Here is a 25960-nt window from a genome sequence, read left to right as displayed (position 1 = left end):
CACCTCACCTACGAACTTTCGTATGTGCTCGGCCGAAGAAGCGCCCGCCTCCCAAGGTGCAGTTGGGGGACGGGCGCTTCGCTGTGTACGACTGTGACGGGTGTGCCCTGCGCTACCGCCGTTACGCTCGCGACCGATGCGCCACGTAAGCCAGCGTCCCCAGCACCAACCGCGCCGTCGGCGGCTTCGTAGCCGAATCCAGCTCGGGCGGCCGCAGCCACCGCACCGGCCCCAGGCCGCCCCGGTCGGACGGCGGTGCCGTGATGTGCGTACCCGGGCCGAGGCCGCGCAGGTCGAGGTGGGTCGGGTCGTCCCAGCCCATGCGGTAGAGGAGCTCGGGGAGCTCGGCGGCGGCGCCGGGGGCGACGAAGAAGTGGGCGCGGCCCTCCGGGGTGGCGGTGACCGGGCCGAGGGGGAGGCCCATGCGTTCGAGCCGGGTCAGCGCGCGGCGTCCGGCGGGCTCGGCCACCTCGATCACGTCGAAGGCCCGCCCGACCGGCAGCATCACCGCGGCGCCCGGGACCTCCGCCCAGGCCTTGCCGACCTGGTCGAGTGTGGCCCCGGCCGGGACCTCGGGTGCGAAGTCGAGGGGGTGTGCGCCGGGGGCGTGGCAGTCGGAGCGGCCGCACGAGCAGGCGCCCGCCGCGGCTCGCGCGCCGGGCACGACGTCCCAGCCCCACAGTCCGGTGAACTCGGCGACGGTGGTGCACTCCGAGGAGCGGCCGCGTCGTCGCGAGCCGGAGCGGATCTCCCGGATGCCGCCGATCGTGAAGCCCATGCCCCCTCCAACGGGTCCAGCGCGCCGGTGGTTACGGCGCGGATTCGGATCGTGACCCTGTGTGTCCCTGGATCGCCGGTTACCCGCTGTCCCTGCTCGATCAACGCGGCGCCTGGAAGTACTCAGGGTTGTGGGCCCGGCGACACGCGCCCCTGAGTGCTTCGCTCTGCCCACTTCCGGCCGTCCTATGTCAAGTGAATCGCGTAGAGGCCACCGTTAGTTCATTCGAAGGGGTGGCGAATGGTGGCGATTCCGGGATCGCCATGGCTGGGGGCGTGATCGTAGGATTACTGTGAGTGCACGGCCCCTCGGGGCACATGCACGGGTGGGTATGCCGGAGGCAAGTCGGCTTTCCGTTCGAAGGGTGACAACCGCCGGACGAGCGACCGTATTTACCGGCATTCTGATAGGGCTTGGCGCACTCGGTGACAAGTGGTCCAAGGGATGGGGGCGTTCCAGTGAGCGGCAACAGCGGAAGCGGTACGAGTGCCGGTAGCGCATCGCACGCTGACAAGCGCCCGAACGAGCTGCTCACGTCCTGGTTCGTGCGGAGCGGCTGGTCGAAGGGCGAGCTCGCCCGCCAAGTGAACCGCCGCGCCCGCCAGTTGGGCGCCAACCACATCTCCACCGACACCTCGCGCGTACGCCGCTGGCTGGACGGCGAGAACCCCCGCGAGCCGATCCCGCGGATCCTGTCCGAGCTGTTCTCCGAGCGCTTCGGCTGCGTCGTCTCCGTCGAGGACCTCGGCCTGCGCGCCGCCCGCCAGTCACCCTCCGTGTCCGGCGTCGACCTGCCCTGGACGGGCCCGCAGACGGTGGCCCTGCTCAGTGAGTTCTCGCGCAGCGACCTGATGCTGGCGCGGCGCGGCTTCCTCGGGAGCTCGCTGGCCCTGTCCGCGGGCCCGGCCCTCATCGAACCGATGCAGCGCTGGCTGGTCCCCGCGCCCCCGGCGCCGTACCAGGAGCCCCGGCCCATCCCGTCCTCACGCGCGCGTGGCCGCCTGTCCAGGCCCGAGCTGGACCTGCTGGAGTCCACCACCGTGATGTTCCGGCAGTGGGACGCCCAGTGCGGCGGCGGTCTGCGCCGCAAGGCGGTCGTCGGCCAGTTGCACGAGGTGACCGACCTGCTCCAGGAGCCCCATCCGGAGGCCACCACCAGGAAGCTGTTCAAGGTCGCCGCCGAGCTGGCGGAGCTGGCCGGCTGGATGTCGTACGACGTGGGGCTCCAGCCCACCGCGCAGAAGTACTTCGTCCTCGCGCTGCACGCCGCCAAGGAGGCGGGCGACCGGCCGCTCGGCTCGTACATCCTCTCCAGCATGAGCCGCCAGATGATCCACCTCGGCCGGCCCGACGACGCCCTGGAGCTGATCCACCTCGCGCAGTACGGCAGCCGGGACTGCGCGAGCCCGCGCACCCAGTCGATGCTGTATGCGATGGAGGCCCGCGCCTACGCCAACATGGGCCAGCCCGGCAAGTGCAAGCGGGCGGTCCGGATGGCCGAGGACACCTTCGCCGAGGCCGACGAGTGGGACGAGCCGGACCCCGACTGGATCCGCTTCTTCTCCGAGGCCGAGCTGTACGGCGAGAACTCCCACTCCTACCGTGACCTCGCCTACGTCGCCGGCCGCAGCCCGACGTACGCCTCACTGGCCGAACCCGTGATGCAGCAGGCCGTGGACCTGTTCGCGAAGGACGTCGAGCACCAGCGGTCGTATGCGCTGAACCTCATCGGCATGGCCACGGTCCATCTGCTGCGGCGCGAGCCCGAGCAGAGCGCGGTCTACGCCGAACAGGCCATGCGGGTCGCCAAGAAGGTGCGCTCGGAGCGCGTCACCACTCGTATTCGAAAGACGGTCGACACGGCTGTACGCGACTTCGGGGATCTCGCCGAGGTCGTGGACCTCACCGACAAGCTCGCCGTGGAGTTGCCGGAGACCGCGGAGGCGGTCTGAGCTCCAGAGGATTCCCCGGGAATCCCCAGAACCCCGGCCGCGGCCGGCCCTCTCGAACCGCCCGACTCGGCTCCCCCATGCCAGGTCATCGGAAGGCCGACCGCGGCCGGTTCTCTTACCTCCAGTGAAGGTTGCGCCACGATAACGATCGTGCAGCCGAGCATCTCGCAGTTCATCAACGCGTAACACGCAGGGCGCCTTCGTCACGGCGGCGAAACAACGAGGGGCTTCCATCGAAACTCCGCTGCGTCAATCTCTTGGCGCATAACCGGCCCACCCCTCAATCCGCTCAGGCTTCCGCCCGCACGGGGCCGTACCAAACGACGAGGAGACGCCGATGGCACCAGCCATCACGCTTGCCGCAGAGACGGAGCTCTCTGCCGCCAACACAGGTTTCATGCTCATCTGCTCCGCCCTGGTGATGCTCATGACGCCGGGCCTGGCCTTCTTCTACGGAGGCATGGTCCGCGTCAAGAGCACCCTGAACATGCTGATGATGAGCTTCATCAGCCTGGGGATCGTCACCATCCTGTGGGTGCTGTACGGCTTCTCCCTCGCCTTCGGTACCGACTCCGGCAGCCTCATCGGCTGGAACTCGGACTGGATCGGCCTCAGCAGCGTCGACAAGGGCGAGCTGTGGAGCTCGGCGGGAACGACGTACAACATCCCGCTGCTGGCCTTCTTCGTCTTCCAGCTGATGTTCGCGATCATCACGCCCGCCCTGATCAGCGGCGCTCTCGCGGACCGCGTGAAGTTCTCGGCATGGGCGCTGTTCATCGCGCTGTGGGCCACCGTCGTGTACTTCCCGGTCGCCCACTGGGTCTGGGGCGATGGCGGCTGGGCCTTCGACATGGGCGTGATCGACTTCGCCGGTGGTACGGCGGTCCACATCAACGCGGGTGCCGCGGCGCTCGGTGTGATCCTCGTCATCGGCAAGCGCGTCGGCTTCAAGAAGGACCCGATGCGTCCGCACAGCCTCCCGCTGGTCATGCTCGGCGCCGGTCTGCTGTGGTTCGGCTGGTTCGGCTTCAACGCCGGTTCGTGGCTCGGCAACGACGACGGCGTCGGCACGCTGATGTTCGTCAACACGCAGGTCGCCACCGCCGCCGCCATGCTGGCCTGGCTGATCTACGAGAAGATCCGCCACGGCGCGTTCACCACTCTGGGCGCTGCCTCCGGCGCGGTCGCCGGTCTGGTCGCCATCACCCCGGCCGGTGGTGCGGTCACCCCGATCGGTGCGATCGCCGTCGGTGCCATCGCCGGTGTCCTGTGCGCCATGGCCGTGGGTCTGAAGTACAAGTTCGGCTACGACGACTCGCTCGACGTCGTCGGCGTCCACCTCGTCGGCGGTATCGTCGGCTCGATCCTGATCGGCTTCTTCGCCAGCGGTAAGGGTCAGTCGGATGCGACGGGTGTCTTCTACGGCGACCACAAGTTCGACCAGCTGTGGAAGCAGCTCGCCGGTGTCGGTGGTGTCCTCGCCTACTCCCTGATCGTCTCCGCGCTTCTCGCCTTCGTCCTCCACAAGACCATCGGTATGCGGGTCTCCGAGGACGAGGAGGTCGCCGGCATCGACCAGGCCGAGCACGCCGAGACCGCATACGACTTCAGTGGCGCCGGTGGCGGTGCGGCCAAGGCCGCGGTCACGGCCCCGGTCGCCGCAGCTTCGAGCAAGAAGGTGGACGCATGAAGCTCATCACCGCCGTCGTCAAGCCTCACCGGCTCGACGAGATCAAGGAAGCCCTCCAGGCCTTCGGCGTGCACGGCCTGACGGTCACCGAGGCGAGCGGCTACGGTCGTCAGCGGGGCCACACCGAGGTCTACCGCGGTGCCGAGTACACCGTCGACCTGGTCCCGAAGATCCGCATCGAGGTGCTGGCCGAGGACGACGACGCCGAGCAGTTGATCGACGTCATCGTCAAGGCCGCCCGCACCGGCAAGATCGGTGACGGCAAGGTCTGGTCCCTGCCGGTCGAGACGGCCGTCCGGGTGCGGACCGGCGAGCGTGGACCGGACGCGCTCTGAGGGAAGAACTCAGGGAAGAACTCCAAGAGAACGCGCTCTGAGAGAAGAAGAAGGACAGGAGTCGCTGGGTGTCGAGTACGGACGTTCGTAAGGATGCAGAGGACTCGGGACCCAGCGGCTACGCGGCGGCCCGGCTGCACCTCCTCACCGAGGGGGCGCAGTCCGGGCCGCCGCGCCGTTCGGCGCTCGCGGAGCTGACCGACGACTGGCTGACCGGCCTGTTCGCCGCCGGCGCCGAGGGGCTGCGCGGCGTCTCCCTGGTCGCCGTCGGCGGATACGGCCGCGGCGAGCTGTCCCCGCGCAGCGACCTGGACCTGCTCCTGCTGCACGACGGCAGCGACTCGGACGCGGTGGCCGCCCTGGCCGACCGCATCTGGTACCCCGTCTGGGACCTCGGTCTCGCCCTCGACCACTCCGTGCGCACACCGGCCGAGGCCCGCAAGACCGCGGGTGAGGACCTCAAGGTCCAGCTGGGCCTGCTGGACGCCCGGCACATCGCGGGCGACCTCGGCCTCACCGCCGGACTGCGGACGGCGGTCCTCGCCGACTGGCGCAACCAGGCGCCCAAGCGCCTGCCCGAACTCCAGGAGCTGTCCGCCGAGCGCGCCGAGCGCCAGGGCGAGCTGCAGTACCTCCTGGAACCCGACCTGAAGGAAGCGCGCGGCGGCCTGCGGGACGCCACCATCCTGCGCGCCGTCGCCGCCTCCTGGCTGGCCGACGCCCCGCGCGAGGGTCTCGCCGACGCCCGGCGCCGGCTGCTCGACGCGCGTGACGCCCTGCATCTGACGACCGGGCGGGCGACGGACCGGCTCGCGCTTCAGGAGCAGGACCAGGTCGCGGCCGAGCTGGGCCTGCTAGACGCGGACACGCTGCTGCGGCAGGTGTACGAGGCGGCGCGGGTCATCTCGTATGCGAGCGATGTCACGTGGCGCGAAGTGGGGCGTGTGCTGCGCTCGCGCGCTGTGCGGCCGCGTCTGCGCGCCATGCTGGGCGGCGGCAAGCCCACTGCTGAAAGGTCCCCACTCGCCGAGGGCGTGGTGGAGCAGGACGGCGAGGTGGTGCTCGCCCGCGCCGCGCGCCCCGAACGCGACCCTGTGCTCCCGCTGCGTGCAGCGGCCGCCGCCGCGCAGGCCGGACTCCCGCTCTCCCTGCACGCCGTACGGCGCATGGCTGGCTCCGTGCGCCCGCTGCCCACGCCCTGGCCCGCCGAGGCACGTGAGCAGCTCGTGACCCTGCTGGGCTCCGGGCGGCCCACGGTCGAGGTCTGGGAGGCCCTGGAGGCCGAAGGGCTGATCACTCGCTTCCTCCCCGACTGGGAGCGGGTGCGCTGCCGCCCGCAGCGCAACGCCGTGCACATCTGGACCGTCGACCGGCACCTCATCGAGACGGCCGTCCGCGCCTCCGAGTTCACTCGCCGCGTGCACCGCCCCGACCTCCTCCTGGTCGCCGCGCTGCTGCACGACATCGGCAAGGGCTGGCCCGGTGACCACTCGGTGGCCGGCGAGATCATTGCCAAGGACGTGGCCGCCCGCATCGGCTTCGACCGCGACGACGTGACGGTGCTCTCCACCCTGGTACGCCATCACCTGCTGCTCGTCGAGACGGCCACCCGGCGTGACCTGGAGGACCCGGCCACCGTGCGCGCGGTCGCCGAGGCGGTCGGCTCCCAGGGCACCCTGGAGCTGCTGCACGCCCTGACCGAGGCGGACGCCCTGGCCACCGGCCCGGCGGCCTGGTCGTCGTGGCGGGGTTCGCTCGTCGCCGACCTGGTGAAACGGGTCGCGGCCGTGCTGGCCGGGGACGACCTCGACGAGCCCGAGGCCGCCGCGCCCACCGCCGAGCAGGAGCGGCTCGCCATCGAGGCGGTCGCGACGGGCAGCCCGGTGCTGTCGCTGCGCGCGCAGACCGAGCCGCCGACCGAGGAGCAGCCCTCGGGCGACCCGGAGCCGCTCGGCGTGGAGCTCCTCATCGCCGTACCGGACCAGTCGGGCGTGCTGCCCGCGGTGGCCGGCGTCCTGGCGATGCACCGCCTGACCGTGCGCACCGCCGAACTGCGCGCCCTGGATCTGCCGGACGGCGTCGAGGGCTCCGTCCTGCTGCTGGACTGGCGGGTCGCCGCCGAGTACGGCTCCCTGCCGCAGGCCGCCCGGCTCCGTGCCGACCTGGTACGGGCCCTGGACGGCTCCCTGGACATCGCGGGCCGCCTCGCCGAGCGGGACGCCGCCTATCCGCGCCGGCGGGGCGTGGTGCCGCCGGCGGCGAGGGTGTCGGTCCACCCGGCCGCCTCCCGGCTGGCCACGGTGATCGAGGTGCGCGCACAGGACGCGCCGGGGCTGCTGTTCCGGATCGGGCGGGCGCTGGAGGACGCGAGCGTGCGGGTGCGCAGTGCGCATGTGAGCACCCTGGGTGCGAACGCCGTGGACGCGTTCTATGTCACAGGCCCCGAAGGGGCGCCGCTGCCCAGCGAGGAAGCGGCCTCCGTGGCGCGCAAGCTGGAGGAGACGTTGCGGGGCTGAGACCCTGTTCAAAGGCTCTGCACCCAGGGATCCCGGCAACCTGCGCCGCCGGGATACCCTGGAGGGCGATTCCCAGCTGCCACCGACCCCGAGGACCGCGAGCGCCGTGTTCGATACTCTCTCCGATCGCCTCTCAGCGACTTTCAAGAACCTGCGCGGCAAGGGACGGCTCTCCGAGGCGGACATCGACGCCACCGCACGCGAGATCCGCATCGCGCTCCTCGAAGCGGACGTGGCGTTGCCGGTCGTCCGGACGTTCATCAAGAACGTCAAGGAGCGCGCCCTCGGCGTAGACGTCTCCAAGGCGCTGAACCCGGCTCAGCAGGTCCTGAAGATCGTCAACGACGAGCTCGTCACGATCCTCGGCGGCGAGACCCGTCGCCTGCGCTTCGCCAAGCAGCCGCCGACCGTGATCATGCTCGCGGGTCTGCAGGGTGCCGGTAAGACCACCCTCGCGGGCAAGCTCGGCCGCTGGCTGAAGGAGCAGGGCCACTCGCCGCTGCTGGTCGCCGCCGACCTCCAGCGCCCGAACGCCGTCAACCAGCTGAGCGTCGTCGCCGAGCGGGCCGCTGTCGCGGTCTACGCGCCCGAGCCGGGCAACGGCGTCGGTGACCCGGTCAAGGTCGCCAAGGACTCCATCGACTTCGCGAAGTCCAGGGTCCACGACATTGTCATCGTCGACACCGCCGGCCGCCTGGGTATCGACCAGGAGATGATGCAGCAGGCCGCGGACATCCGCGACGCCGTCAGCCCCGACGAAATCCTGTTCGTCGTCGACGCCATGATCGGTCAGGACGCGGTCAACACCGCCGAGGCCTTCCGCGACGGCGTCGGCTTCGACGGCGTGGTGCTCTCCAAGCTCGACGGTGACGCCCGCGGTGGTGCGGCCCTGTCGATCCGGCAGATCACCGGCAAGCCGATCATGTTCGCGTCGAACGGCGAGAAGCTCGACGACTTCGACGCCTTCCACCCGGACCGGATGGCCTCCCGCATCCTCGACATGGGTGACCTGCTCACCCTGATCGAGCAGGCGGAGAAGACCTTCGACCAGGCCGAAGCCCAGAAGATGGCCGAGAAGCTGGCCTCCAAGAAGGGCCAGGACTTCACCCTCGACGACTTCCTGGCCCAGATGGAGCAGGTCAGGAAGATGGGCTCCATCTCCAAGCTGCTCGGCATGCTCCCCGGCATGGGCCAGATCAAGGACCAGATCAACAACCTCGACGAGCGGGACGTCGACCGCACGGCCGCGATCATCAAGTCGATGACCCCGGCCGAGCGCCAGGAGCCGACGATCATCAACGGCTCGCGGCGCGCCCGTATCGCGCGCGGTTCCGGTGTCGAGGTCGGCGCGGTCAAGAACCTGGTCGAGCGGTTCTTCGAGGCCCGCAAGATGATGTCCCGCATGGCTCAGGGCGGCGGCATGCCTGGTATGCCGGGGATGCCGGGCATGGGTGGCGGTCCCGGTCGTACGAAGAAGCAGCCGAAGAAGGCCAAGGGCAAGCAGCGTTCCGGCAACCCGATGAAGCGCAAGCAGCAGGAGCAGGAGGAGGCCGCACGCAGGGCCGCCGCCGCTCAGGCCGGAGGCGCCTTCGGCGTGCCGGGCCAGCAGGCTCCGCAGGACTTCGAGCTGCCGGACGAGTTCAAGAAGTTCATGGGCTGACGGTTCGTCTCGTACGACCTTCTCGTCTCGCTCCGTACGGCCTGCTCGTCTCGTTTCGGGCGACCGTCTCGTCGCGTACGTCGCTGGGGGCGCCCCTCTCCACGGGGGGCGCCCCCAGCGCATGCCACGGCCGGGTATCTGCCGTAACGTCCAGATATGAGCAATGCCGCGCCGCCGCGCAAGGCCCCTGACCAGCCGTGGCGCACCGAGGGCACGCCGGACGAGCCGTCCGGGCGGCCCGGTGGGCGACGGATGCGCGGCCGCTGGTGGAGCCTGCTCCTCACCGCGGTGATCGTGTTCCTGCTCGCCTATACCGGACTGACGTACCTCGACCGGGGCAATGAGCCGACGATCTCCTACACGGAGTTCAGCCGACAGGTCGATGCCGGCAACGTCGACAAGATCTACTCCAAGGGCGACGCGATCCAGGGCGAGCTCAAGAACGCCCGGGACAACCCCGAGGGCGACGGCGACTACACCAAGTTCAAGACGCAGCGCCCCGCCTTCGCGGACGACGACCTCTGGCAGGAACTGAGCAGCCGCGACGTCACCGTGACCGCGCAGCCGGTCGTGAAGGAGCGCGGTCTCCTCTCCAACCTGCTGATCTCACTGGCGCCGATCGTGATCATCGTCGCGGTGTGGATCTTCGTTGTCCGGCGGCTCGGCACGGGCCGGGGCGGCGCGGGCGGCATGTTCGGGCGCAAGGCGCCGCCCAAGCCGGTCGAGCTGCGGCCGGGGACCCAGCGCACGACGTTCGCCGACGTGGCCGGCATCGACGAGGTCAAGGGCGAGCTGGACGATGTCGTCGACTTCCTGGAGCACCCCGACGCCTATCGCAGGATGGGCGCGAAGCTGCCGCGCGGCGTGCTGCTCGCCGGCTCGCCCGGCACCGGCAAGACCCTGCTGGCGCGTGCGGTGGCGGGCGAGGCGGGCGTGCCGTTCTTCTCCGCGTCCGCGTCCGAGTTCATCGAGATGATCGTCGGTGTCGGCGCGTCCCGCGTCCGGGAGCTGTTCGCCGAGGCACGCAAGGTCGCGCCGTCGATCATCTTCATCGACGAGATCGACACCATCGGACGCGTGCGCAGCGGCGGCGCGTCGGTGAGCGGCCACGACGAGCGTGAGCAGACGCTGAACCAGATCCTCACGGAGATGGACGGCTTCTCCGGCTCGGAGGGCGTGATCGTCATCGCGGCGACCAACCGCGCCGACATCCTGGACCCGGCGCTGACCCGGCCCGGCCGCTTCGACCGGGTGGTCAACGTCTCCCCGCCGGACCGCGGCGGGCGCGAGGCGATCCTGCGGATCCACACCCGCGAGATCCCGCTCGCCGAGGACGTGGACCTGACCCGGCTGGCCCGCACCACCCCCGGCATGACAGGTGCGGATCTGGCCAATCTCGCCAACGAGGCGGCCCTGCTCGCGGTCAAGCGGAAGCAGGAGCAGGTGACCGCCTCGGACCTCTCCGAGGCCCTGGAGAAGGTGCAACTGGGCGCCGAGCGCACCCTCGTGATGCCCGAGGAGGACCGCCGCCGCACGGCCTACCACGAGAGTGGGCACGCCCTCCTCGGCATGCTGCAGCCGGGCGCCGACCCGGTCCGCAAGATCACCATCGTGCCGCGCGGCCGGGCGCTCGGGGTGACGATGTCGACGCCCGAGGTGGAGCGGTACGCGCACTCCGAGGAGTACCTGCGCGGCCGCATCATCGGCGCACTGGGCGGCATGGCGGCCGAACAGGTGGTCTACGGGGTCGTCACCACGGGTGCGGAGAACGACCTGGAACAGGTCACCAACATCGCGCGCGGCATGGTCGCCCGCTGGGGCATGAGCGCACGGGTCGGCCGGCTGTCCGCCCTGCCGAGCGACACCCAGCAGGCGTACGGCCTCGCGGCCGCCCCGCAGACCCTCGACGTGATCGACGCGGAGATGCGCCGGATCGTGGACGAGTGCTACGAGGAGGCCTGCCGCAAACTCCGCGACCACTACAGGCAGTTGGAGGCGCTGGCGGAGGCCCTGCTGGAGAACGAGACGCTGGAGGAGGCGGACGCCTACCGGATCGCGGGCATCACCCGGCTGACCAAGGAGGCGGACGCGTAGCGGGCCCGCTCAGTCCCGTATGCGCTTTCATGGCACGCGCGCGATCAGGTACCGGAAGACATTCGGCATCCACACCGTCCCGTCCGGCCGCAGATACGGATGCAGCGCTTCCGTCAACTCCTTGTCCACCTGCACCTGATCGGTCGCCGCGATGGCCGAGTCGAACAGCCCGGTCGACAGCAGCCCGCGTACGGCACTGTCGACGTCCGCGTACCCGAAGGGGCAGGCCACCCGCCCGGAACCGTCGGGCTTGAGGCCCGCGCGCTGGGCGACCTCCTCCAGGTCGTCGCGCAGGGCGGGGCGCCAACTGCCCGTACTGCGCAAGGGGTCGGCCAACTTGGTGGCGACGCGCAGCACGGACGACGTGGCACAGCGCTCCGGCGGACCCCAGCCGGCGAGCACCACCGGTGCCCCCCGCTCGGCGAGCGGCGTCGCGGCCGCGAGCATCTCACCGAGCCCCTCCGCGTCGCCCGCGAGGCACCCGATGGGCTCGAAGGCGGTCACCAGCGTGTACGCGGCCGTCTCCGCGCGCGTCCCGGCGTCGGCCGCCGCTGCCAGGTCGTCGGGCGAGCCGTCGACCAGCCGGGTGTCGGCACGCGCGCGCGTGCCCCACGCCTCGGGCAGCAACCGCTGCCGTGCGAGTGCCAGTCGTTCGGAGGAGGAGGACTCGACACCGGTGACGGCCGCGCCTCTGGACGCCGCCATCACCAGGGCGAGCCCGCTGCCGCAGCCGAGGCCCAGCAGCCGGGTGCCGGGGCCCGCTTCCAGTCGTTCGTAGACGGCTTCGTAGAGCGGAACCAGCATCCGCTCCTGGATCTCGGACCAGTCACGCGCGCGTGCACACAGGTCCACGCGAGGTGCCGACCCCGCGTGAGGCAGGTGCTGTCGCACGAGCGTAGGTGTCATGTAAAGCGCCCCAATCCGCCGAGAGTTACCGCTGCGTCCGATTCCGTCGCCCCCGTGGCATGCGCTCGCGCTCCCCCCCGTATGCCAGGAAACTCCGCGCCCGTCGCCGCGTCCAGAGGTCGCGGAGCCCTGCTTGTGGCTTCCCTGTGTCCGTGGCGAGAATTCACATTCCGGCAATGTGGGCCCATGCGATCTCGCCGTGGTCGAGGCACCCGTTCCGACGCCGCGGGCGGAGGAATTCCCGCGCGGGTACCAGGAGCTGATCAACAGGGCCGAGCCGGCCGACACGCGCGCTGGGGGCGGGCTCCCCGCGATCTTCGAAGAGGACCGGGCGCCGCTGCTGCTCGGCGAAGAAGGCGAGGCCAGGCCGGCCGAGCGCGCGGTGACCGTACGGTGTCTGGTCGCCGAGGGCGGGGCGGTGCCGGACGCCGACGACGGGCCCGGTAACGTCGCGGTCGTGGCGCGCGCTTACTGATATGACGCCCGTGTGGAACGACAGCGGCCGAATCGCCTCTTGCGCATCCGTGAACCACAGCCGCACCGGCGCGTGGACGGGGCGTACGCGCCGGCGCGTACGTCAGACTACGCACCAGCTTGTGACGAGCTGTGAGGCTTCTCCGCAGATCGGCGCACCCGCCCTCGTCAGGGCGCATCATTCGCAACTGACGGGTACGTGCAAATTATTTGGGATGCCCCGGAATCGGAACACAGCGGCACTCCGGCTCGTTGTCATTACGTGAGCACGACACAGACACCACCTGTTCTCGCCGCAGAACTGGCACAGGCGTGGGCCGACATTCAGCGGTACCACCCCGAGCTGCCGGATCTTGCCGCGCCAGAGTCCCTGATTGGGGAGTCGTCGTCCGCGTGCGGTCACGAGCTCTCCTTCGAGCGACTGCTTCACGAGGCAGTCCATGGCATCGCCGCCGCGCGCGGCGTCCGCGACACCTCCCGGGCCGGCCGTTACCACAACCGCAGATTCCTCTCCATCGCCGAGGAGTTGGGCCTGGACCACCCCGAGGAGCCGCACCCGAGCAGCGGCTTCTCCCTGGTCACGCTCAACCCCGAGGCCAAGCGCCGCTACCGCCCGACCATCGAACGCCTCCAGCGCGCCCTGAAGGCCCACACCGCGGCGACCTCCGCCGACACCAGCCGGACCTTCCGCGGCCCGGCGGCCCGCCACGGCTCCTCCGGGGGCGGCGTCCGCGTCAAGGCGGTCTGCGACTGCGGCCGCAACGTCCGGGTCGTTCCGTCGGTGCTGGCGCAGGCGCCGATCGTCTGCGGCGGGTGCGGGAAGCCGTTCCGGATCCCGGAGGTGGCCGGCGCGGCGTGACGGCGCCCTGCCGAGCACCGGCATCTCGTGGCTGCCGGTCGGAAGGCATGGTGCGTCGGGACGTACGGCGCGCGGACACGCGTGGCGTGGGGGTGCCGTTGTAGTGGGCCCGCGGCACCCCCGTCGGCGCCGGATTGCGCGACCGACCTCAACGGCACCTTCACGCCGGGTGCCTCTCAGGCGTGCCCGAGCACACGGCCGCCCCCCCTCGGCCGGAAGGGACCCGCAGGGTGTGGCACAATGGCTAGCTGTACTCGACAGCCGCACAGGAACCCTCTCGCCTCCGGCTGACGCGTCCATCGGGCACTCGGGTACCGCAACCCCACGCGGCATTCTCGCCGTGCCCAACCACGTCAAATCCAGGAGAACCCACTCCCGTGGCAGTCAAGATCAAGCTGAAGCGTCTGGGCAAGATCCGTTCGCCTCACTACCGCATCGTCGTCGCCGACTCCCGTACCCGTCGTGACGGTCGTGCGATCGAGGAGATCGGCAAGTACCACCCGACGTACAACCCGTCGGTCATCGAGGTCGACGCGGACCGTGTCGCGTACTGGCTGGGTGTCGGCGCGCAGCCGACCGAGCCCGTGCTCGCCATCCTGAAGAAGACCGGCGACTGGCAGAAGTTCAAGGGCGAGCCCGCCCCGGCTCCGCTGCTCGTGGCCGAGCCGAAGAAGGCGCGCCCGTCGTTCGAGGCCCTTGGTGGCGACGACGAGGGCAAGGGTGAGGCGATCACCCAGAAGAAGAAGGCGGAGAAGAAGGACGAGGCTGCCGCCGAGTCCGAGTCGGCCGAGGCCTGAGCATGCTCGAGGAGGCTCTCGAGCACCTCGTGAAGGGCATCGTCGACAACCCTGACGATGTGCAGGTCGCCTCGCGCAACCTGCGTCGCGGGCGTGTGCTGGAGGTCCGGGTGCACCCCGACGACCTCGGCAAGGTGATCGGCCGCAACGGCCGCACCGCACGCGCTCTGCGCACCGTCGTGGGTGCCATCGGCGGCCGCGGTGTCCGCGTCGACCTCGTCGACGTGGACCACGTCCGCTGACGCCGAACGCAGCACCGGCTCGGGCCGGGGAGGGCCACTGGGCCGTCCCCGGCCCGTAGTCGTATGAGCCTCGCGGCTCGTAGTCGTTCCGACAGGAGATCTTCGAAAGTGCAGCTCGTAGTCGCACGGATCGGCCGCGCTCACGGCATCAAGGGCGAGGTCACCGTGGAGGTCCGCACCGACGAGCCGGAACTGCGGCTCGCGCCCGGCGCGGTACTCCTCACCGATCCCGCCTCGGTAGGCCCGCTCACCATCGAGACCGGCAGGGTGCACAGCAGCCGGCTGCTGCTGCGCTTCGAAGGGGTCAAGGACCGCACCGCCGCCGAGGCGCTGCGCAACACCCTCCTGATCGCCGAGGTCGACCCGGACGAGCTGCCCGAGGATGAGGACGAGTACTACGACCACCAGCTGATGGACCTGGACGTGGTCACCGCTGATGGCGTGGAGGTCGGCCGTATCACCGAGATCTCGCACCTGCCCTCGCAGGACCTGTTCATCGTGGAGCGTCCCGACGGCAGCGAGGTCATGATCCCGTTCGTCGAGGAGATCGTCACCGAGATCGACCTGGAGGAGCAGAGGGCCGTCATCACGCCACCGCCGGGCCTGATCGACGACCAGGCGGAGATCGACTCCACCCGGGACGACAGCGCATGAGGCTCGACGTCGTCACGATCTTCCCCGAGTACCTGGAGCCCCTGAACGTCTCCCTGGTCGGCAAGGCACGCGCGCGTGGACAGCTGAACGTCCATGTGCACGACCTCCGCACCTGGACGTACGACCGCCACAACACGGTCGACGACACGCCGTACGGCGGTGGCCCCGGCATGGTCATGAAGACCGAGCCCTGGGGGGACGCGCTGGACTCCGTGCTGGCCGACGGCTACGAGACCGGCTCCGGCGCGCCCACCCTGATCGTCCCCACCCCCAGTGGCCGCCCCTTCACCCAGGAACTCGCCGTCGAGCTGTCCGAGCGGCCCTGGCTGATCTTCACGCCGGCTCGCTACGAGGGCATCGACCGCCGCGTCATCGACGAGTACGCGACCCGGATGCCCGTCCATGAGGTGTCCATCGGCGACTACGTCCTCGCCGGCGGCGAGGCAGCCGTACTCGTCATCACGGAGGCCGTGGCCCGCCTGCTGCCCGGCGTCCTGGGGAACGCGGAGTCCCACCGGGACGACTCCTTCGCGCCCGGCGCCATGGCCAACCTCCTGGAGGGACCCGTCTACACCAAGCCACCCGAGTGGCGCGGCCGTGACATCCCCGAGGTGCTGCTCAGCGGCCACCACGGCAAGATCGCCCGCTGGCGCCGCGACGAGGCGCTCAGGCGTACGACGGTCAACCGGCCGGACCTGATAGAGCGCTGCGACCCCAAGGCCTTCGACAAGAAGGACCGCGAGATGCTCTCCATCCTGGGCTGGATGCCCGACCCGGAGGGCGAGCGGTTCGGTCGATTTTGGCGCAGGACAGACGGCGTGGAAGAATAGCTCGCTGTTGTGCGTCGTCCGGCGTGCGCCCCTGCCACAGGGGGACACGACGCCCGCCCCGACACGGACAGCATCCTCACGAAACACCTAGCTCCCGCCTATGACCTGTGGCATGGGCGAAGAAAGCAGACGAAATGTCTCACCTGCTCGACTCCGTCGACTCCGCGTCGCTGCGCAGCGACGTCCCGGCGTTCCGCCCGGGCGACACCGTCAACGTCCACGTCCGCGTCATCGAGGGCAACCGCTCCCGTGTGCAGCAGTTCAAGGGCGTTGTGATCCGCCGCCAGGGCGCCGGCGTGCGCGAGACCTTCACGGTCCGCAAGGTCTCCTTCTCCGTCGGCGTCGAGCGCACCTTCCCGGTGCACACCCCGATCGTCGAGAAGATCGAGCTGGTCACCAAGGGTGACGTGCGTCGCGCCAAGCTGTACTACCTGCGCGAGCTGCGCGGCAAGGCGGCGAAGATCAAGGAGAAGCGCGAGAACTGAGCGCTTCAGGGGGCTCGCCCCCGCGGGGTCCAAAGCGGGGCCGGATAACATCTGGCCCCGATGGACACCGAAGCACAGCCGACGGAGCGCGACCGCTCCTCCCGCCCTTCCGATTCCGAGGAGATCTCGGACACAGAGGGTCAGGAGGGACGGTCGCGCTTCGCGTTGGTGTCGCGGATCACCCAGTGGCTCCCGGGTGGGCGGATCAGCCTGACCCTGCTGGTTTTCCTGGTGTTTCTGCTGGTGCTCAACACGTTCGTGCTGCGGCCGTTCGAGATTCCCAGCGGATCCATGGAGTCCGGCTTGAGGATCGGCGACCGCGTTCTCGTAAATAAGTTGGCGTACCGTTTCGGTGCCGAGCCGCGGCGCGGTGATGTTGTCGTGTTCGATGGAACTGGGTATTTCGGGGATGCCGACTACATCAAACGCGTTGTGGGTGTGGGGGGAGACCACGTGGTCTGCTGCGACAGGGAGGGGAGGGTCCGGGTGAACGGCCGGTCGGTCGACGAGTCGACATTCCTGTACCCCGGCGACAGCCCGTCCACGGTGCCGTTCGACGTCGTCGTGCCCGACGGCACCCTGTTCGTCCTTGGCGACCACCGCAGCGAATCCAGCGACTCCCGCGACCATCTGGGCTCGCCCGGCGGCGGCATGGTCCCGGTCGGCGACGTCATCGGCCGTGCCGACTGGATCGTATGGCCGACCGCCCATTGGACCCACCTGCACCGACCGGACGCCTACGCGCGCGTGCCCGCAGCTGCCGAAGCCGACCCCGGCTGGAGCGCCCCGGAGGCGGAGGCCTCGAATGGGGCGGGCGCGCATGGGTAACCGTGGCAAGCCGCGTGGAGCGCCCACCAGCGCCGCCGACAATCTGCTGCCCACCGGTGCCCGGCGCGCCGCCAGCCCCGCCGGCGGTCGCACGCGTGCGGAGCGGCGCAAGCTCCAGCGCAAGGTCAAGCGGCGCCGCAGGCGCTCCGCGATGAAGGAGATACCCCTCCTCGTCGGCGTTGCCGTCCTCATAGCGCTCGTCCTGAAGACCTTCCTCGTCCAGGCCTTCGTGATCCCCTCCGGCTCCATGGAGCAGACGATCCAGATCGGCGACCGTGTCCTGGTCGACAAGCTCACGCCCTGGTTCGGCTCCAAGCCGCAGCGCGGGGACGTCGTCGTCTTCAAGGACCCCGGCGGCTGGCTCCAGGACGAGCAGACGACGGTGCAGACGGAGGACCCCGTCGTCGTCAAGCAGGTCAAGGAGGCGCTCACCTTCATCGGTCTGCTGCCGTCCGACAACGAGAAGGACCTCATCAAGCGCGTCGTCGGCGTCGGCGGCGACCGCGTCACGTGCTGTGACACGCAAGGGCGGGTCACCGTCAACGGCGTTCCCCTGAACGAGGACTATCTGTATCCCGGCAACGTCCCCTCGAAGACGGAGTTCGACATCACCGTCCCGCAGGGCCGGCTGTGGGTGATGGGCGACCACCGGGCCAACTCCGCGGACTCCCGCTCGCACCAGGACAGGAACTACGGCGGCACGGTCTCCGAGGGCGAGGTGGTGGGGCGAGCCATGGTCATCGCCTGGCCCCTCGGTCACTGGACCTCCCTGGAAGAACCGAAAACCTACGCTTCCGTGTCCGACTCGGCGACCGGGTCGACCGCGTCCGTCCAGCTGTCGCATAGGGTTGCTTACGACGATTCGAACGGAACGATCCAGCTCCCGAGCCCTGCGGAACTCCCGCTCGTTATGGGAGTGGTGGGCCTGCGCCGCGCATGGGGCAGGCGGCGGCACAGAGTAAGGAGTTGGCGTGGGGGATGTGGCGGTTGGCGCACGATCCGGGCACGACGGCGAGGAGCACCGCGGACACCCCGTGGGAGCAGCCGACCCGGCCGCGGACGGCGCTGTGACCTCCGGGAATGACCCCGGAGCGGCCGGCGACGGCGAAGGGTCGGGCGGACAGCCCCCGACCGACGAGCAGGGGTCGGGCGGGGCTTCCCCCAAGTCGAAGAAGCAGCGCTCCTTCTGGAAGGAGCTGCCCATCCTGATCGGCATCGCGCTCGTCCTCGCGCTGCTGATCAAGACGTTCCTGGTGCAGGCGTTCTCGATCCCCTCCGATTCGATGCAGAACACCCTCCAGCAGGGTGACCGCGTCCTGGTCGACAAGCTCACCCCCTGGTTCGGCTCCGAGCCCGAGCGCGGCGAGGTCGTCGTCTTCCACGACCCCGACAACTGGCTGGCGGGCGAGCCCACCCTCGACCCCAACGCGCTGCAGACCTTCCTCAGCTGGATCGGCCTGATGCCGTCCGCGGAGGAGAAGGACCTCATCAAGCGCGTCGTCGGCGTCGGCGGCGACACGATCGAGTGCGAAGGCACCGGCCCGCTGAAGGTCAACGGCAAGGCGCTGAGCGAGACGTCCTATGTCTACCCCGGCAACACCCCGTGCAGCCAGGACGACCAGGGCGGCCAGTTCAAGGTGAAGGTCCCCAAGGGCTCCATCTGGGTCATGGGCGACCACCGGCAGAACTCCCGCGACTCGCGCTACAACCAGTCCGACAAGAACCACGGCATGGTCCCCGTCGACGAGGTCGTCGGCCGCGCCATCGTGATCGCCTGGCCGATCACCCGCTGGGACAACCTGCCGGTCCCGGACACTTTCGAGCAGAACCTGGACGCCCGGTCCGCCGCTCTGACGGTCGCGCCGCAGGGGCTCGCCCTGGCCGGTGCGGTGCCGCTGGTGCTGTGGCGCCGGCAGCGGATCAAGGCGGCCGAGACGCGCTGACCGCTTGGGAAAGCTTTGCCGAGCGTGTGACCTCGGGCGCTCAGGAGGGCTGCCCGGTGTCGGTACCGCCGGGTAGGGTGCGGACCCATGGGTGGCGAGAGCACGACACGTACGGCGCCGCGCGAGAGTGGCGCGAGCAGTGGCCCGGCGGGCGGCCGGACCGGACAGCGGTTGTCCGGGCTGGCCGTGGCGCTGGGCCTGTTGCTGTTCCTCGGCGGGTTCGCCTGGGGAGCGGTCCTCTACCGGCCGTACACCGTGCCCACCAGTTCGATGGCGCCGACGATCGGCGCGGGCGACCGGGTGCTGGCCCAGCGCGTCGACGGCGGTGAGGTACGCCGCGGTGACGTCGTCGTCTTCACCGACAAGACGTGGGTGTCCAACGCGCCCGTCGTCAAGCGTGTGGTCGCCGTCGGCGGGGACACGGTCGCCTGCTGCACCGACGGCAAGCTGACCGTCAACGGCAAGCAGATCGACGAACCCTATCTGGCCAAGGACAGCCTGGCCGAGATCCAGAACTTCCCGACCGTGACGGTCCCGAAGGGCAGGCTCTTCCTGCTCGGTGACGAGCGCAGCGGCTCCCTGGACTCCACCGCCCACCTCACGGACGCCGCCAGCGGCACCGTCGCGCGCAGTGCCGTCTCGGCCCGGGTGGACGCCGTCGTATGGCCCATGAACGGCATGCCGGAGCGCCCCACGGGCTTCGAACAACTCGGCTCGCTGTCGTCGCCGGGGCCGCTGCGGACGGTCGTCGCGCTGATCGTCGTGGGCGGCGTGCTGGTCCTGGGCGGCGGGGCGTACGGGCCGATCGCGAACAGGTTGGGCAAGCGCGCCAGGCCCCGGCCGGAGCCCGCCGGTGCCCGCTGAGGCGCCGGGTGTGGGGGAGAGCCCGTACGGGGACTCCTACGACGGCGGGCTGCGCAAGGTCGCCCGGGTCGTGCTGCTCGACCCTCGGGACCGCATCCTGCTGCTGCACGGCCACGAGCCGGAGGATCCGGCCGACGACTGGTGGTTCACCCCGGGCGGCGGCGTCGAGGGTGAGGAGAGCCGTGCGGAAGCCGCGTTGCGGGAACTCGCCGAGGAGACCGGCATGACGGACGTCGAACTCGGTCCCGTGCTGTGGCGGCGGATGTGCTCCTTCCCGTTCGCGGGACGCCGCTGGGACCAGGACGAGTGGTACTACCTGGCCCGTACGAGCCAGACGGCGACCCGACCCGTGGGGCTGACCGAGCTGGAGCGACGCAGCGTCGCCGGAGCGCGCTGGTGGACGTGTCGGGAACTTGCCCGGGCACATGAGACGGTGTATCCGACCAGACTCGCCGAGCTGCTGCGCACACTGGTCGACGAAGGTCCCCCCGCCGGGCCCGTGACCCTTGACCCCGAAATCGTCTAGGTGCTGACGGGACTGGCGCACAATGGTGGGATCGCACGGCTGAAGGGGAACATGCCATGAGCGCCGAGGACCTCGAGAAGTACGAGACCGAGATGGAGCTCAAGCTCTATCGGGAGTACCGCGATGTCGTCGGTCTGTTCAAGTATGTGATCGAGACCGAGCGGCGCTTCTATCTGACGAACGACTACGAGATGCAGGTGCACTCCGTCCAGGGCGAGGTGTTCTTCGAGGTGTCCATGGCGGATGCCTGGGTGTGGGACATGTACCGGCCGGCGCGGTTCGTGAAGCAGGTCCGCGTGCTCACGTTCAAGGACGTGAACATCGAGGAGCTGAACAAGAGCGATCTTGAGCTTCCGGGTGGGTGAGGTGCGTGACGTTCGGTGGCGTTCCGTGGCGGTCGGTGCGGTGACTTTCGGTGGTGTTCACCCGCAGGGGTGAGCAAGTTATCCACAGTCGCGGACTTGTCCACCAAGATCCCATAGCTCGCTGAGCCTGTCTCATCGTTGGCGCCGGAGGTGGTGCCGACATGAACGCACGCAGTGCACTCGGCAGGTACGGCGAGGACCTGGCCGCGCGGCGGCTGGTCGAGGCCGGGATGACGGTTCTGGAGCGCAACTGGCGCTGTGGCAGGACCGGAGAGATCGACATTGTCGCCAGGGACGGCGACGTGGTGGTCGTCTGTGAGGTGAAGACCCGCAGGACCAGCGGCTACGAGCATCCGATGGCCGCGGTCACACCCGAGAAGGCACAGCGTCTGCGAGGCCTCGCCGAACGCTGGATCCACGCTCACGGAGGGGCTCCACCCGGAGGCGTCCGTATCGACCTGGTCGGCATCGTTCTGCCCGACCGCGGCGCGCCCGTCGTCGAGCACGCGCGGGGGGTGGCCTGACATGGGATTCGCGCGAACCTGCTCGGTGGCCCTCGTGGGCGTCGAGGGTGTGGTGGTCGAGGTTCAGGCGGACCTGGAACCGGGGGTGGCGGCGTTCACCTTGGTGGGGCTGCCGGACAAGAGTCTCTCGGAGAGCCGGGACCGGGTTCGGGCGGCCGTCGTGAACTCGGGCGGCGAGTGGCCGCAGAAGAAGCTCACCGTCGGGCTCAGCCCGGCATCGGTGCCCAAGGCGGGCAGCGGTTTCGATCTGGCCGTCGCGTGCGCCGTCCTCGGTGCCTCCGAGCGGATCGATCCGCGGGTTCTCGCCGACATCGTGATGATCGGTGAGCTGGGCCTGGACGGACGTGTGCGGCCCGTGCGGGGCATCCTGCCCGCGGTGCTGGCCGCGGCGGACGCCGGCTATGAGCAGGTGGTCGTCCCGGAGTGCGCCGCGGCCGAGGCCTCGCTGGTGCCGGGTGTCTCCGTGCTGGGAGTGCGCAGCCTGCGCCAGCTGATCGCCGTCCTCGCGGACGAACCCGTACCCGACGAGGAACCCGACGACCTGGGCCGACCGGATCCGCTGCTCGCGGGACTGCGCGTGCCGGGGACGGGCGCGGCCACGGGCATCCACAGCATGGGAGCCGACCAGGCCGACCATGGGCACGACCTCGCCGATGTGGTGGGCCAGATGTCGGCGCGTACGGCCGTGGAGGTCGCCGCGGCGGGCGGGCATCACCTGTTCCTGGAGGGGCCACCCGGCGCCGGCAAGACGATGCTCGCGGAGCGGCTGCCGGCCATCCTGCCCCGGCTCGGCAGGGAGGAGTCGCTGGAAGTCACGGCCGTGCACTCGGTGGCGGGCCTGCTGCCGCCGGGCAAGCCCATGATCGACGTGGCCCCCTACTGCGCCCCGCATCATTCGGCGACGATGCAGGCGCTCGTCGGCGGGGGCCAGGGCATCGCGCGGCCCGGCGCGGTGTCGCTGTCCCACCGGGGTGTCCTGTTCCTGGACGAGACGCCGGAGTTCAGCAGTCAGGCCCTCGACGCCCTGCGGCAGCCCCTGGAAGCCGGGCACGTCGTCATCGCGCGCAGCGCGGGCGTGGTGCGCTTCCCGGCGAAGTTCCTGATGGTGCTGGCGGCCAACCCCTGCCCCTGTGGCCGCTTCTCCCAGACGGACGACATGTGCGAGTGCCCGCCCTCGGTGATCCGTCGGTATCAGGCGCGGCTGTCCGGGCCGCTGCTCGACCGGGTCGACCTCCGGGTCGAGGTGGACCGTGTCACCCGCGCCCAGCTGACCGAGCGCGGGGCTCGGGGTGAATCCACCGCCACGGTCGCCGACCGGGTACGCGCGGCGCGTGAGCGGACCTCGGCCCGGCTCTCCGGTACGCCGTGGCGGACCAACAGCGAGGTCCCCGGACGTGAGCTGCGCAGCCGTTGGTACGCCTCGATCGGTGCCATGGACGAGGCGGAACGGAACCTGGAGCGCGGCGTACTGACCGCTCGCGGGCTCGACCGCGTCCTGCGCGTCGCCTGGACCGTCGCCGACCTCGTCGGTCACGACCGGCCCGACGCGACGGACGTCGCCCTGGCACTGCAACTGCGCACCGGTGTGCCGCGGGGCGTGCCCATGGCCATCGGGGCACTGACGTGAACGGAAGCGAGGAGCCGGACGACGAACTGCTCGGCCGGGTGTTTCTCAGTCGGGTCGTCGAGCCCGGTGACGAGGTGGCCGGGCGGTGGGTGCGGGAGTACGGCGTCGGGGAAGTGGTGCGGCGGCTGCGGGAGGGGGCGGAGGCCTTGCCGGGGGTGAGTTACAAGCGGTGGGACGGGTTACGGGCCCGGGCGGTGCGGGCCGACCCCGGCCGGGACCTTGCCGTCGCCCGGGAAGCCGGAGTGCGGTTCCTGTGTCCGGGAGAAGTCGAGTGGCCGGGGCAACTCGATGATCTCGGCGACGCGCGGCCCATCGGGCTGTGGGTGCGGGGGCGGGCCAGTCTGCGGATGTGGGCGTTGCGGTCCGTGGCCCTCGTCGGGGCGCGGGCCTGTACCGAGTACGGCGCGCACATGGCGGCCACCCTCGCCGGCGGGCTTGCCGAGCGGGGGTGGGTGGTCGTGTCCGGAGGTGCCTATGGGGTCGACGGCGCCGCTCACCGGGGCGCCCTCGGCGCCGGCGGGGCCACCGTCGCCGTGCTCGCCTGCGGAGTTGACCGGCCCTATCCACGCGGGCACACGCAGCTGATCAACAGGATCGCGGAACAGGGGCTCGTCGTCGGGGAGCTGCCGCCGGGGGACCATCCGACGCCCAGCAGGTTCATCGTGCGGAACCGGGTGATCGCGGCGCTGACACGGGGCACGGTCGTCGTGGAGGCCGCACACCGCAGCGGGTCGCTGGTCACCGCCCGGGCGGCACAGCGGCTGGGGCGTCACACGATGGGTGTGCCCGGCCCGGCCACCAGCGGGCTCTCCGCGGGCGTGCACGAGCTCCTGCGCGGGGACGCCGTGCTGGTCACCGATGCCGCCGAGGTCGTCGAGCTCGTGGGCGACATGGGAGAGCTGGCGCCCGAGCGGCGTGGGCCCGTCCTGCCGCGCGATCTGCTGGAGCCGGGGGCGCGCAGAGTCCTGGCCGCGCTCCCCGGCGCTCGCGCTGCGCGGGCGGACGAGGTCGCACGCGGTGCGCAGACCACCGAGGACGACGCGATCGCGAGACTGTACGAACTCCGCTCACTTGGTTACGTCGAACGACACGGCGACGGCTGGAAGTTGACACGCCAGGCGATGATCTCTGTTCGCGCCGGTCGGAGTCGCTGTTGACCGAGCGTGTTCGGCCGTACGGGGGAACACGGATGCCCTTGAGAATTCCCCCAGTTGGGGTGTTCGGGTGATCACGTAGAGCGAACGATATGACCTGGCGGGGCGTCCAGCGGAACGTATCTGCGTACGGCTTGTGCTTCGCCCTTCGCGCACCGCGACACTGTAGTCACGCTACGCTCACGAGGATTCCGGCGCAGACCGGCCCCTCGACACCGGAAGATACCCAGAACGGCGCCAGCGCGATTACAGACCGACAGCTCCCCCAAACCACCCCCACTTCACGGCAGAACGGCACAAGGCAACGAATGCCCCAGCACACCTCCGGGTCCGACCGGGCGGCGATCCCCCCAGCCGCCCGTGACGGTGGCAGCGTGCGACCGCCCGCTCCCTCGACGCTCGACGAGCTGTGGCGGTCGTACAAGGCGACGGGGGACGAGCGGTTGCGCGAGCAGCTGATCCTGCACTACTCACCGCTCGTCAAGTACGTGGCGGGCCGGGTGAGCGTCGGTCTGCCGCCCAACGTCGAGCAGGCGGACTTCGTGTCGTCGGGGGTGTTCGGACTCATCGACGCGATCGAGAAGTTCGACATCGATCGGGAGATCAAGTTCGAGACGTACGCGATCACCCGGATCCGCGGCGCGATGATCGACGAGCTCAGGGCGCTGGACTGGATTCCGCGGTCGGTGCGGCAGAAGGCGCGGAACGTGGAACGGGCGTACGCGACGCTGGAGGCGCGGCTGCGGCGGACGCCGACGGAGGCGGAGGTGGCCGTCGAGATGGGGATCGCGGTGGACGAACTCCACGCGGTCTTCAGTCAGTTGTCGCTGGCGAACGTGGTGGCCCTGGAGGAGTTGCTGCACGGCGGCGGCGAGGGCGGCGACGGGCTGAGCGTCATGGACACGCTGGAGGACACCGCCGCGGACAATCCGGTGGAGGTGGCCGAGGACCGGGAGCTGCGGCGGTTTCTGGCGCGGGCGATCAACACGTTGCCCGAGCGGGAGAAGACCGTGGTCACGCTCTACTACTACGAGGGGCTCACGCTCGCCGAGATCGGGAACGTGCTGGGGGTGACCGAGAGCCGGGTGAGCCAGATCCACACCAAGTCGGTGCTGCAGCTGCGGGCGAAACTGGCCGGCTTCGGGCGTTGACCTGGCGTGATGGGGGTGGGGTTCGGCGGAGACACTCCCGTCGGCGGTGGCGCGTCCGTAAAGTGGCTGACGTGCCAAGGATTCGAGCGGCCTCCGTGGCCGAGCACCGGTCGATGCAGCGAGCCGCCCTGCTGGACGCGGCTCGTTCCCTGTTGTCCGAGGGCGGGACGGAGGCGCTGACCTTCCCGGCTCTCGCCGAGCGGACGGGGCTCGCGCGGTCGTCCGTGTACGAGTACTTCCGGTCGCGGGCAGCCGTGGTCGAGGAGCTGTGCGAGGTCGACTTCCCTGTGTGGGCCGCGGAGGTCTCGGCGGCCATGGAGCGGGAGTCGACGGCCGAGGGCAAGGTCGAGGCGTATGTGCGCCGGCAGCTCGCGCTGGTCGGGGACCGGCGGCATCGGGCCGTGGTGGCGATCTCCGCGAGTGAGCTGGACGCGGGGGCTCGGGAGAACATCCGGGCGGCGCACGGCGGGCTGGTCGCGATGATCGTCGAGGCGCTGCGGGAGATGGGACACGGGGAGCCTCGGCTGGCGGCGATGCTGCTGCAGGGCGTCGTGGATGCGGCGGTGCGGCGGATCGAGCTGGGGGCGGCGGAGGAGCCTGCGGCGATCACGGATGCGGCTGTGGCCATGGCGTTGCGGGGGGTTCGGGGCTGACGTCGGCGAGGGCTGGGCGGCGGGTGGGCCGCAGGGTCCGGACTTGACGGGCA

26 protein-coding genes are annotated in these 25960 nt (G+C 70.3%); 24 read left to right on the top strand and 2 right to left on the bottom strand.

From position 1 onward, the window contains the following. Positions 1-121: 121 nt before the first annotated feature. Positions 122-778: a bifunctional DNA primase/polymerase gene (locus tag QQM39_RS11595; RefSeq protein ID WP_301996616.1), complete on the bottom strand. Its 657-nt coding sequence runs from the start codon at positions 776-778 to the stop codon at positions 122-124. A 458-nt stretch (positions 779-1236) separates the two neighbouring features. Here QQM39_RS11595 and QQM39_RS11590 point away from each other — a divergent pair, with 458 nt between their 5' ends. The 6 genes from QQM39_RS11590 to ftsH all read left to right on the top strand — a co-directional run bounded on the left by QQM39_RS11590 (position 1237) and on the right by ftsH (position 11025). After that, a complete protein-coding gene (locus QQM39_RS11590) occupies positions 1237-2730 on the top strand; it encodes a hypothetical protein (RefSeq protein WP_301996615.1) in 1494 nt (497 codons plus the stop codon). Between the two features lie 337 nt (positions 2731-3067). Beyond that, complete coding sequence (locus tag QQM39_RS11585) at positions 3068-4420, top strand: ammonium transporter (protein WP_301996614.1); 1353 nt, start codon at positions 3068-3070, stop codon at positions 4418-4420. After that, a complete protein-coding gene (locus QQM39_RS11580) occupies positions 4417-4755 on the top strand; it encodes a P-II family nitrogen regulator (protein ID WP_003997576.1) in 339 nt (112 codons plus the stop codon). The genes QQM39_RS11585 and QQM39_RS11580 overlap by 4 nt, the downstream gene beginning before the upstream one ends. Positions 4756-4823: 68 nt before the next feature. Further along, entirely contained in the window at positions 4824-7271 is a 2448-nt protein-coding gene (locus QQM39_RS11575; RefSeq protein WP_301996613.1) for a [protein-PII] uridylyltransferase, read from the top strand. A 106-nt stretch (positions 7272-7377) separates the two neighbouring features. Continuing rightward, the gene (gene ffh / locus QQM39_RS11570) at positions 7378-8931 is read left to right on the top strand and encodes a signal recognition particle protein (RefSeq protein WP_301996612.1); all 1554 of its coding nucleotides are present in this window, start codon (positions 7378-7380) and stop codon (positions 8929-8931) included. A gap of 156 nt (positions 8932-9087) precedes the next feature. Next, entirely contained in the window at positions 9088-11025 is a 1938-nt protein-coding gene (gene ftsH, locus QQM39_RS11565; RefSeq protein WP_301996611.1) for an ATP-dependent zinc metalloprotease FtsH, read from the top strand. 27 nt (positions 11026-11052) lie between these two features. On the opposite strand, the gene QQM39_RS11560 is transcribed toward ftsH, so the two are convergent. Beyond that, a complete protein-coding gene (locus QQM39_RS11560; protein ID WP_301996610.1) occupies positions 11053-11931 on the bottom strand; it encodes a class I SAM-dependent methyltransferase in 879 nt (292 codons plus the stop codon). A 199-nt stretch (positions 11932-12130) separates the two neighbouring features. Here QQM39_RS11560 and QQM39_RS11555 point away from each other — a divergent pair, with 199 nt between their 5' ends. The 18 genes from QQM39_RS11555 to QQM39_RS11470 all read left to right on the top strand — a co-directional run bounded on the left by QQM39_RS11555 (position 12131) and on the right by QQM39_RS11470 (position 25907). Beyond that, positions 12131-12406: a hypothetical protein gene (locus tag QQM39_RS11555; RefSeq protein ID WP_302003953.1), complete on the top strand. Its 276-nt coding sequence runs from the start codon at positions 12131-12133 to the stop codon at positions 12404-12406. A gap of 261 nt (positions 12407-12667) precedes the next feature. Further along, positions 12668-13264 carry a hypothetical protein gene (locus QQM39_RS11550; protein WP_301996609.1) on the top strand — a complete coding sequence of 199 codons (597 nt, stop codon included), beginning with the start codon at positions 12668-12670 and terminating at the stop codon, positions 13262-13264. 377 nt (positions 13265-13641) lie between these two features. Then, a complete protein-coding gene (gene rpsP / locus QQM39_RS11545) occupies positions 13642-14061 on the top strand; it encodes a 30S ribosomal protein S16 (protein ID WP_030048919.1) in 420 nt (139 codons plus the stop codon). Positions 14062-14063: 2 nt separating this feature from the next. Next, positions 14064-14303, top strand: a complete 240-nt coding sequence (locus QQM39_RS11540; RefSeq protein WP_003973401.1) for an RNA-binding protein — start codon at positions 14064-14066, stop codon at positions 14301-14303. Between the two features lie 108 nt (positions 14304-14411). Continuing rightward, a complete protein-coding gene (gene rimM, locus QQM39_RS11535; protein ID WP_301996608.1) occupies positions 14412-14957 on the top strand; it encodes a ribosome maturation factor RimM in 546 nt (181 codons plus the stop codon). Then, positions 14954-15787, top strand: coding sequence for a tRNA (guanosine(37)-N1)-methyltransferase TrmD (gene trmD / locus QQM39_RS11530; protein WP_301996607.1), 834 nt, complete (start codon positions 14954-14956; stop codon positions 15785-15787). Before rimM ends, trmD begins: the two co-directional genes overlap by 4 nt. A 134-nt stretch (positions 15788-15921) precedes the next feature. After that, positions 15922-16272, top strand: a complete 351-nt coding sequence (rplS, locus tag QQM39_RS11525) for a 50S ribosomal protein L19 (protein ID WP_190098062.1) — start codon at positions 15922-15924, stop codon at positions 16270-16272. Positions 16273-16332: 60 nt separating this feature from the next. After that, complete coding sequence (lepB, locus tag QQM39_RS11520) at positions 16333-17100, top strand: signal peptidase I (protein WP_301996606.1); 768 nt, start codon at positions 16333-16335, stop codon at positions 17098-17100. Continuing rightward, the gene (gene lepB, locus QQM39_RS11515; RefSeq protein WP_301996605.1) at positions 17093-18184 is read left to right on the top strand and encodes a signal peptidase I; all 1092 of its coding nucleotides are present in this window, start codon (positions 17093-17095) and stop codon (positions 18182-18184) included. The genes lepB (QQM39_RS11520) and lepB (QQM39_RS11515) overlap by 8 nt, the downstream gene beginning before the upstream one ends. Beyond that, entirely contained in the window at positions 18072-19043 is a 972-nt protein-coding gene (gene lepB, locus QQM39_RS11510) for a signal peptidase I (RefSeq protein ID WP_301996604.1), read from the top strand. The genes lepB (QQM39_RS11515) and lepB (QQM39_RS11510) overlap by 113 nt, the downstream gene beginning before the upstream one ends. A gap of 87 nt (positions 19044-19130) precedes the next feature. Continuing rightward, the gene (lepB, locus tag QQM39_RS11505) at positions 19131-19907 is read left to right on the top strand and encodes a signal peptidase I (protein ID WP_301996603.1); all 777 of its coding nucleotides are present in this window, start codon (positions 19131-19133) and stop codon (positions 19905-19907) included. Further along, positions 19897-20433 carry an NUDIX hydrolase gene (locus QQM39_RS11500; protein WP_301996602.1) on the top strand — a complete coding sequence of 179 codons (537 nt, stop codon included), beginning with the start codon at positions 19897-19899 and terminating at the stop codon, positions 20431-20433. Before lepB (QQM39_RS11505) ends, QQM39_RS11500 begins: the two co-directional genes overlap by 11 nt. A gap of 56 nt (positions 20434-20489) precedes the next feature. Beyond that, positions 20490-20798: a DUF2469 domain-containing protein gene (locus QQM39_RS11495; RefSeq protein ID WP_003965949.1), complete on the top strand. Its 309-nt coding sequence runs from the start codon at positions 20490-20492 to the stop codon at positions 20796-20798. A gap of 161 nt (positions 20799-20959) precedes the next feature. Beyond that, a complete protein-coding gene (locus QQM39_RS11490) occupies positions 20960-21322 on the top strand; it encodes a YraN family protein (RefSeq protein ID WP_301996601.1) in 363 nt (120 codons plus the stop codon). A 1-nt stretch (position 21323) separates the two neighbouring features. Then, positions 21324-22949, top strand: a complete 1626-nt coding sequence (locus QQM39_RS11485) for a YifB family Mg chelatase-like AAA ATPase (RefSeq protein ID WP_301996600.1) — start codon at positions 21324-21326, stop codon at positions 22947-22949. Further along, complete coding sequence (gene dprA, locus QQM39_RS11480; protein ID WP_301996599.1) at positions 22946-24106, top strand: DNA-processing protein DprA; 1161 nt, start codon at positions 22946-22948, stop codon at positions 24104-24106. Before QQM39_RS11485 ends, dprA begins: the two co-directional genes overlap by 4 nt. A gap of 305 nt (positions 24107-24411) precedes the next feature. Then, positions 24412-25254 (top strand): RNA polymerase sigma factor WhiG, encoded by an 843-nt coding sequence (gene whiG, locus QQM39_RS11475; RefSeq protein ID WP_147994030.1) that lies wholly within the window; start codon positions 24412-24414, stop codon positions 25252-25254. A gap of 95 nt (positions 25255-25349) precedes the next feature. Next, positions 25350-25907: a TetR/AcrR family transcriptional regulator gene (locus QQM39_RS11470; protein WP_302003549.1), complete on the top strand. Its 558-nt coding sequence runs from the start codon at positions 25350-25352 to the stop codon at positions 25905-25907. The last annotated feature ends 53 nt before the right edge of the window (positions 25908-25960 follow it).

The sequence above is a fragment of the Streptomyces sp. DT2A-34 genome, from assembly GCF_030499515.1.
In the GTDB taxonomy this organism is placed as follows: Bacteria; Actinomycetota; Actinomycetes; order Streptomycetales; family Streptomycetaceae; genus Streptomyces.
This window is presented reverse-complemented; position numbering and strand designations above follow the sequence as displayed.

Bases quoted from the DNA above. Each gene is read 5' to 3' on its own strand.
- QQM39_RS11595 (WP_301996616.1), bottom strand. From the start codon at position 778: ATGGGCTTCACGATCGGCGGCATCCGGGAGATCCGCTCCGGCTCGCGA.
- QQM39_RS11585 (WP_301996614.1), top strand. From the start codon at position 3,068: ATGGCACCAGCCATCACGCTTGCCGCAGAGACGGAGCTCTCTGCCGCC.
- QQM39_RS11580 (WP_003997576.1), top strand. From the start codon at position 4,417: ATGAAGCTCATCACCGCCGTCGTCAAGCCTCACCGGCTCGACGAGATC.
- ftsH (WP_301996611.1), top strand. From the start codon at position 9,088: ATGAGCAATGCCGCGCCGCCGCGCAAGGCCCCTGACCAGCCGTGGCGC.
- QQM39_RS11560 (WP_301996610.1), bottom strand. From the start codon at position 11,931: ATGACACCTACGCTCGTGCGACAGCACCTGCCTCACGCGGGGTCGGCA.
- QQM39_RS11540 (WP_003973401.1), top strand. From the start codon at position 14,064: ATGCTCGAGGAGGCTCTCGAGCACCTCGTGAAGGGCATCGTCGACAAC.
- trmD (WP_301996607.1), top strand. From the start codon at position 14,954: ATGAGGCTCGACGTCGTCACGATCTTCCCCGAGTACCTGGAGCCCCTG.
- rplS (WP_190098062.1), top strand. From the start codon at position 15,922: ATGTCTCACCTGCTCGACTCCGTCGACTCCGCGTCGCTGCGCAGCGAC.
- lepB (WP_301996606.1), top strand. From the start codon at position 16,333: ATGGACACCGAAGCACAGCCGACGGAGCGCGACCGCTCCTCCCGCCCT.
- lepB (WP_301996605.1), top strand. From the start codon at position 17,093: ATGGGTAACCGTGGCAAGCCGCGTGGAGCGCCCACCAGCGCCGCCGAC.
- lepB (WP_301996603.1), top strand. From the start codon at position 19,131: ATGGGTGGCGAGAGCACGACACGTACGGCGCCGCGCGAGAGTGGCGCG.
- QQM39_RS11495 (WP_003965949.1), top strand. From the start codon at position 20,490: ATGAGCGCCGAGGACCTCGAGAAGTACGAGACCGAGATGGAGCTCAAG.
- QQM39_RS11490 (WP_301996601.1), top strand. From the start codon at position 20,960: ATGAACGCACGCAGTGCACTCGGCAGGTACGGCGAGGACCTGGCCGCG.
- QQM39_RS11485 (WP_301996600.1), top strand. From the start codon at position 21,324: ATGGGATTCGCGCGAACCTGCTCGGTGGCCCTCGTGGGCGTCGAGGGT.
- whiG (WP_147994030.1), top strand. From the start codon at position 24,412: ATGCCCCAGCACACCTCCGGGTCCGACCGGGCGGCGATCCCCCCAGCC.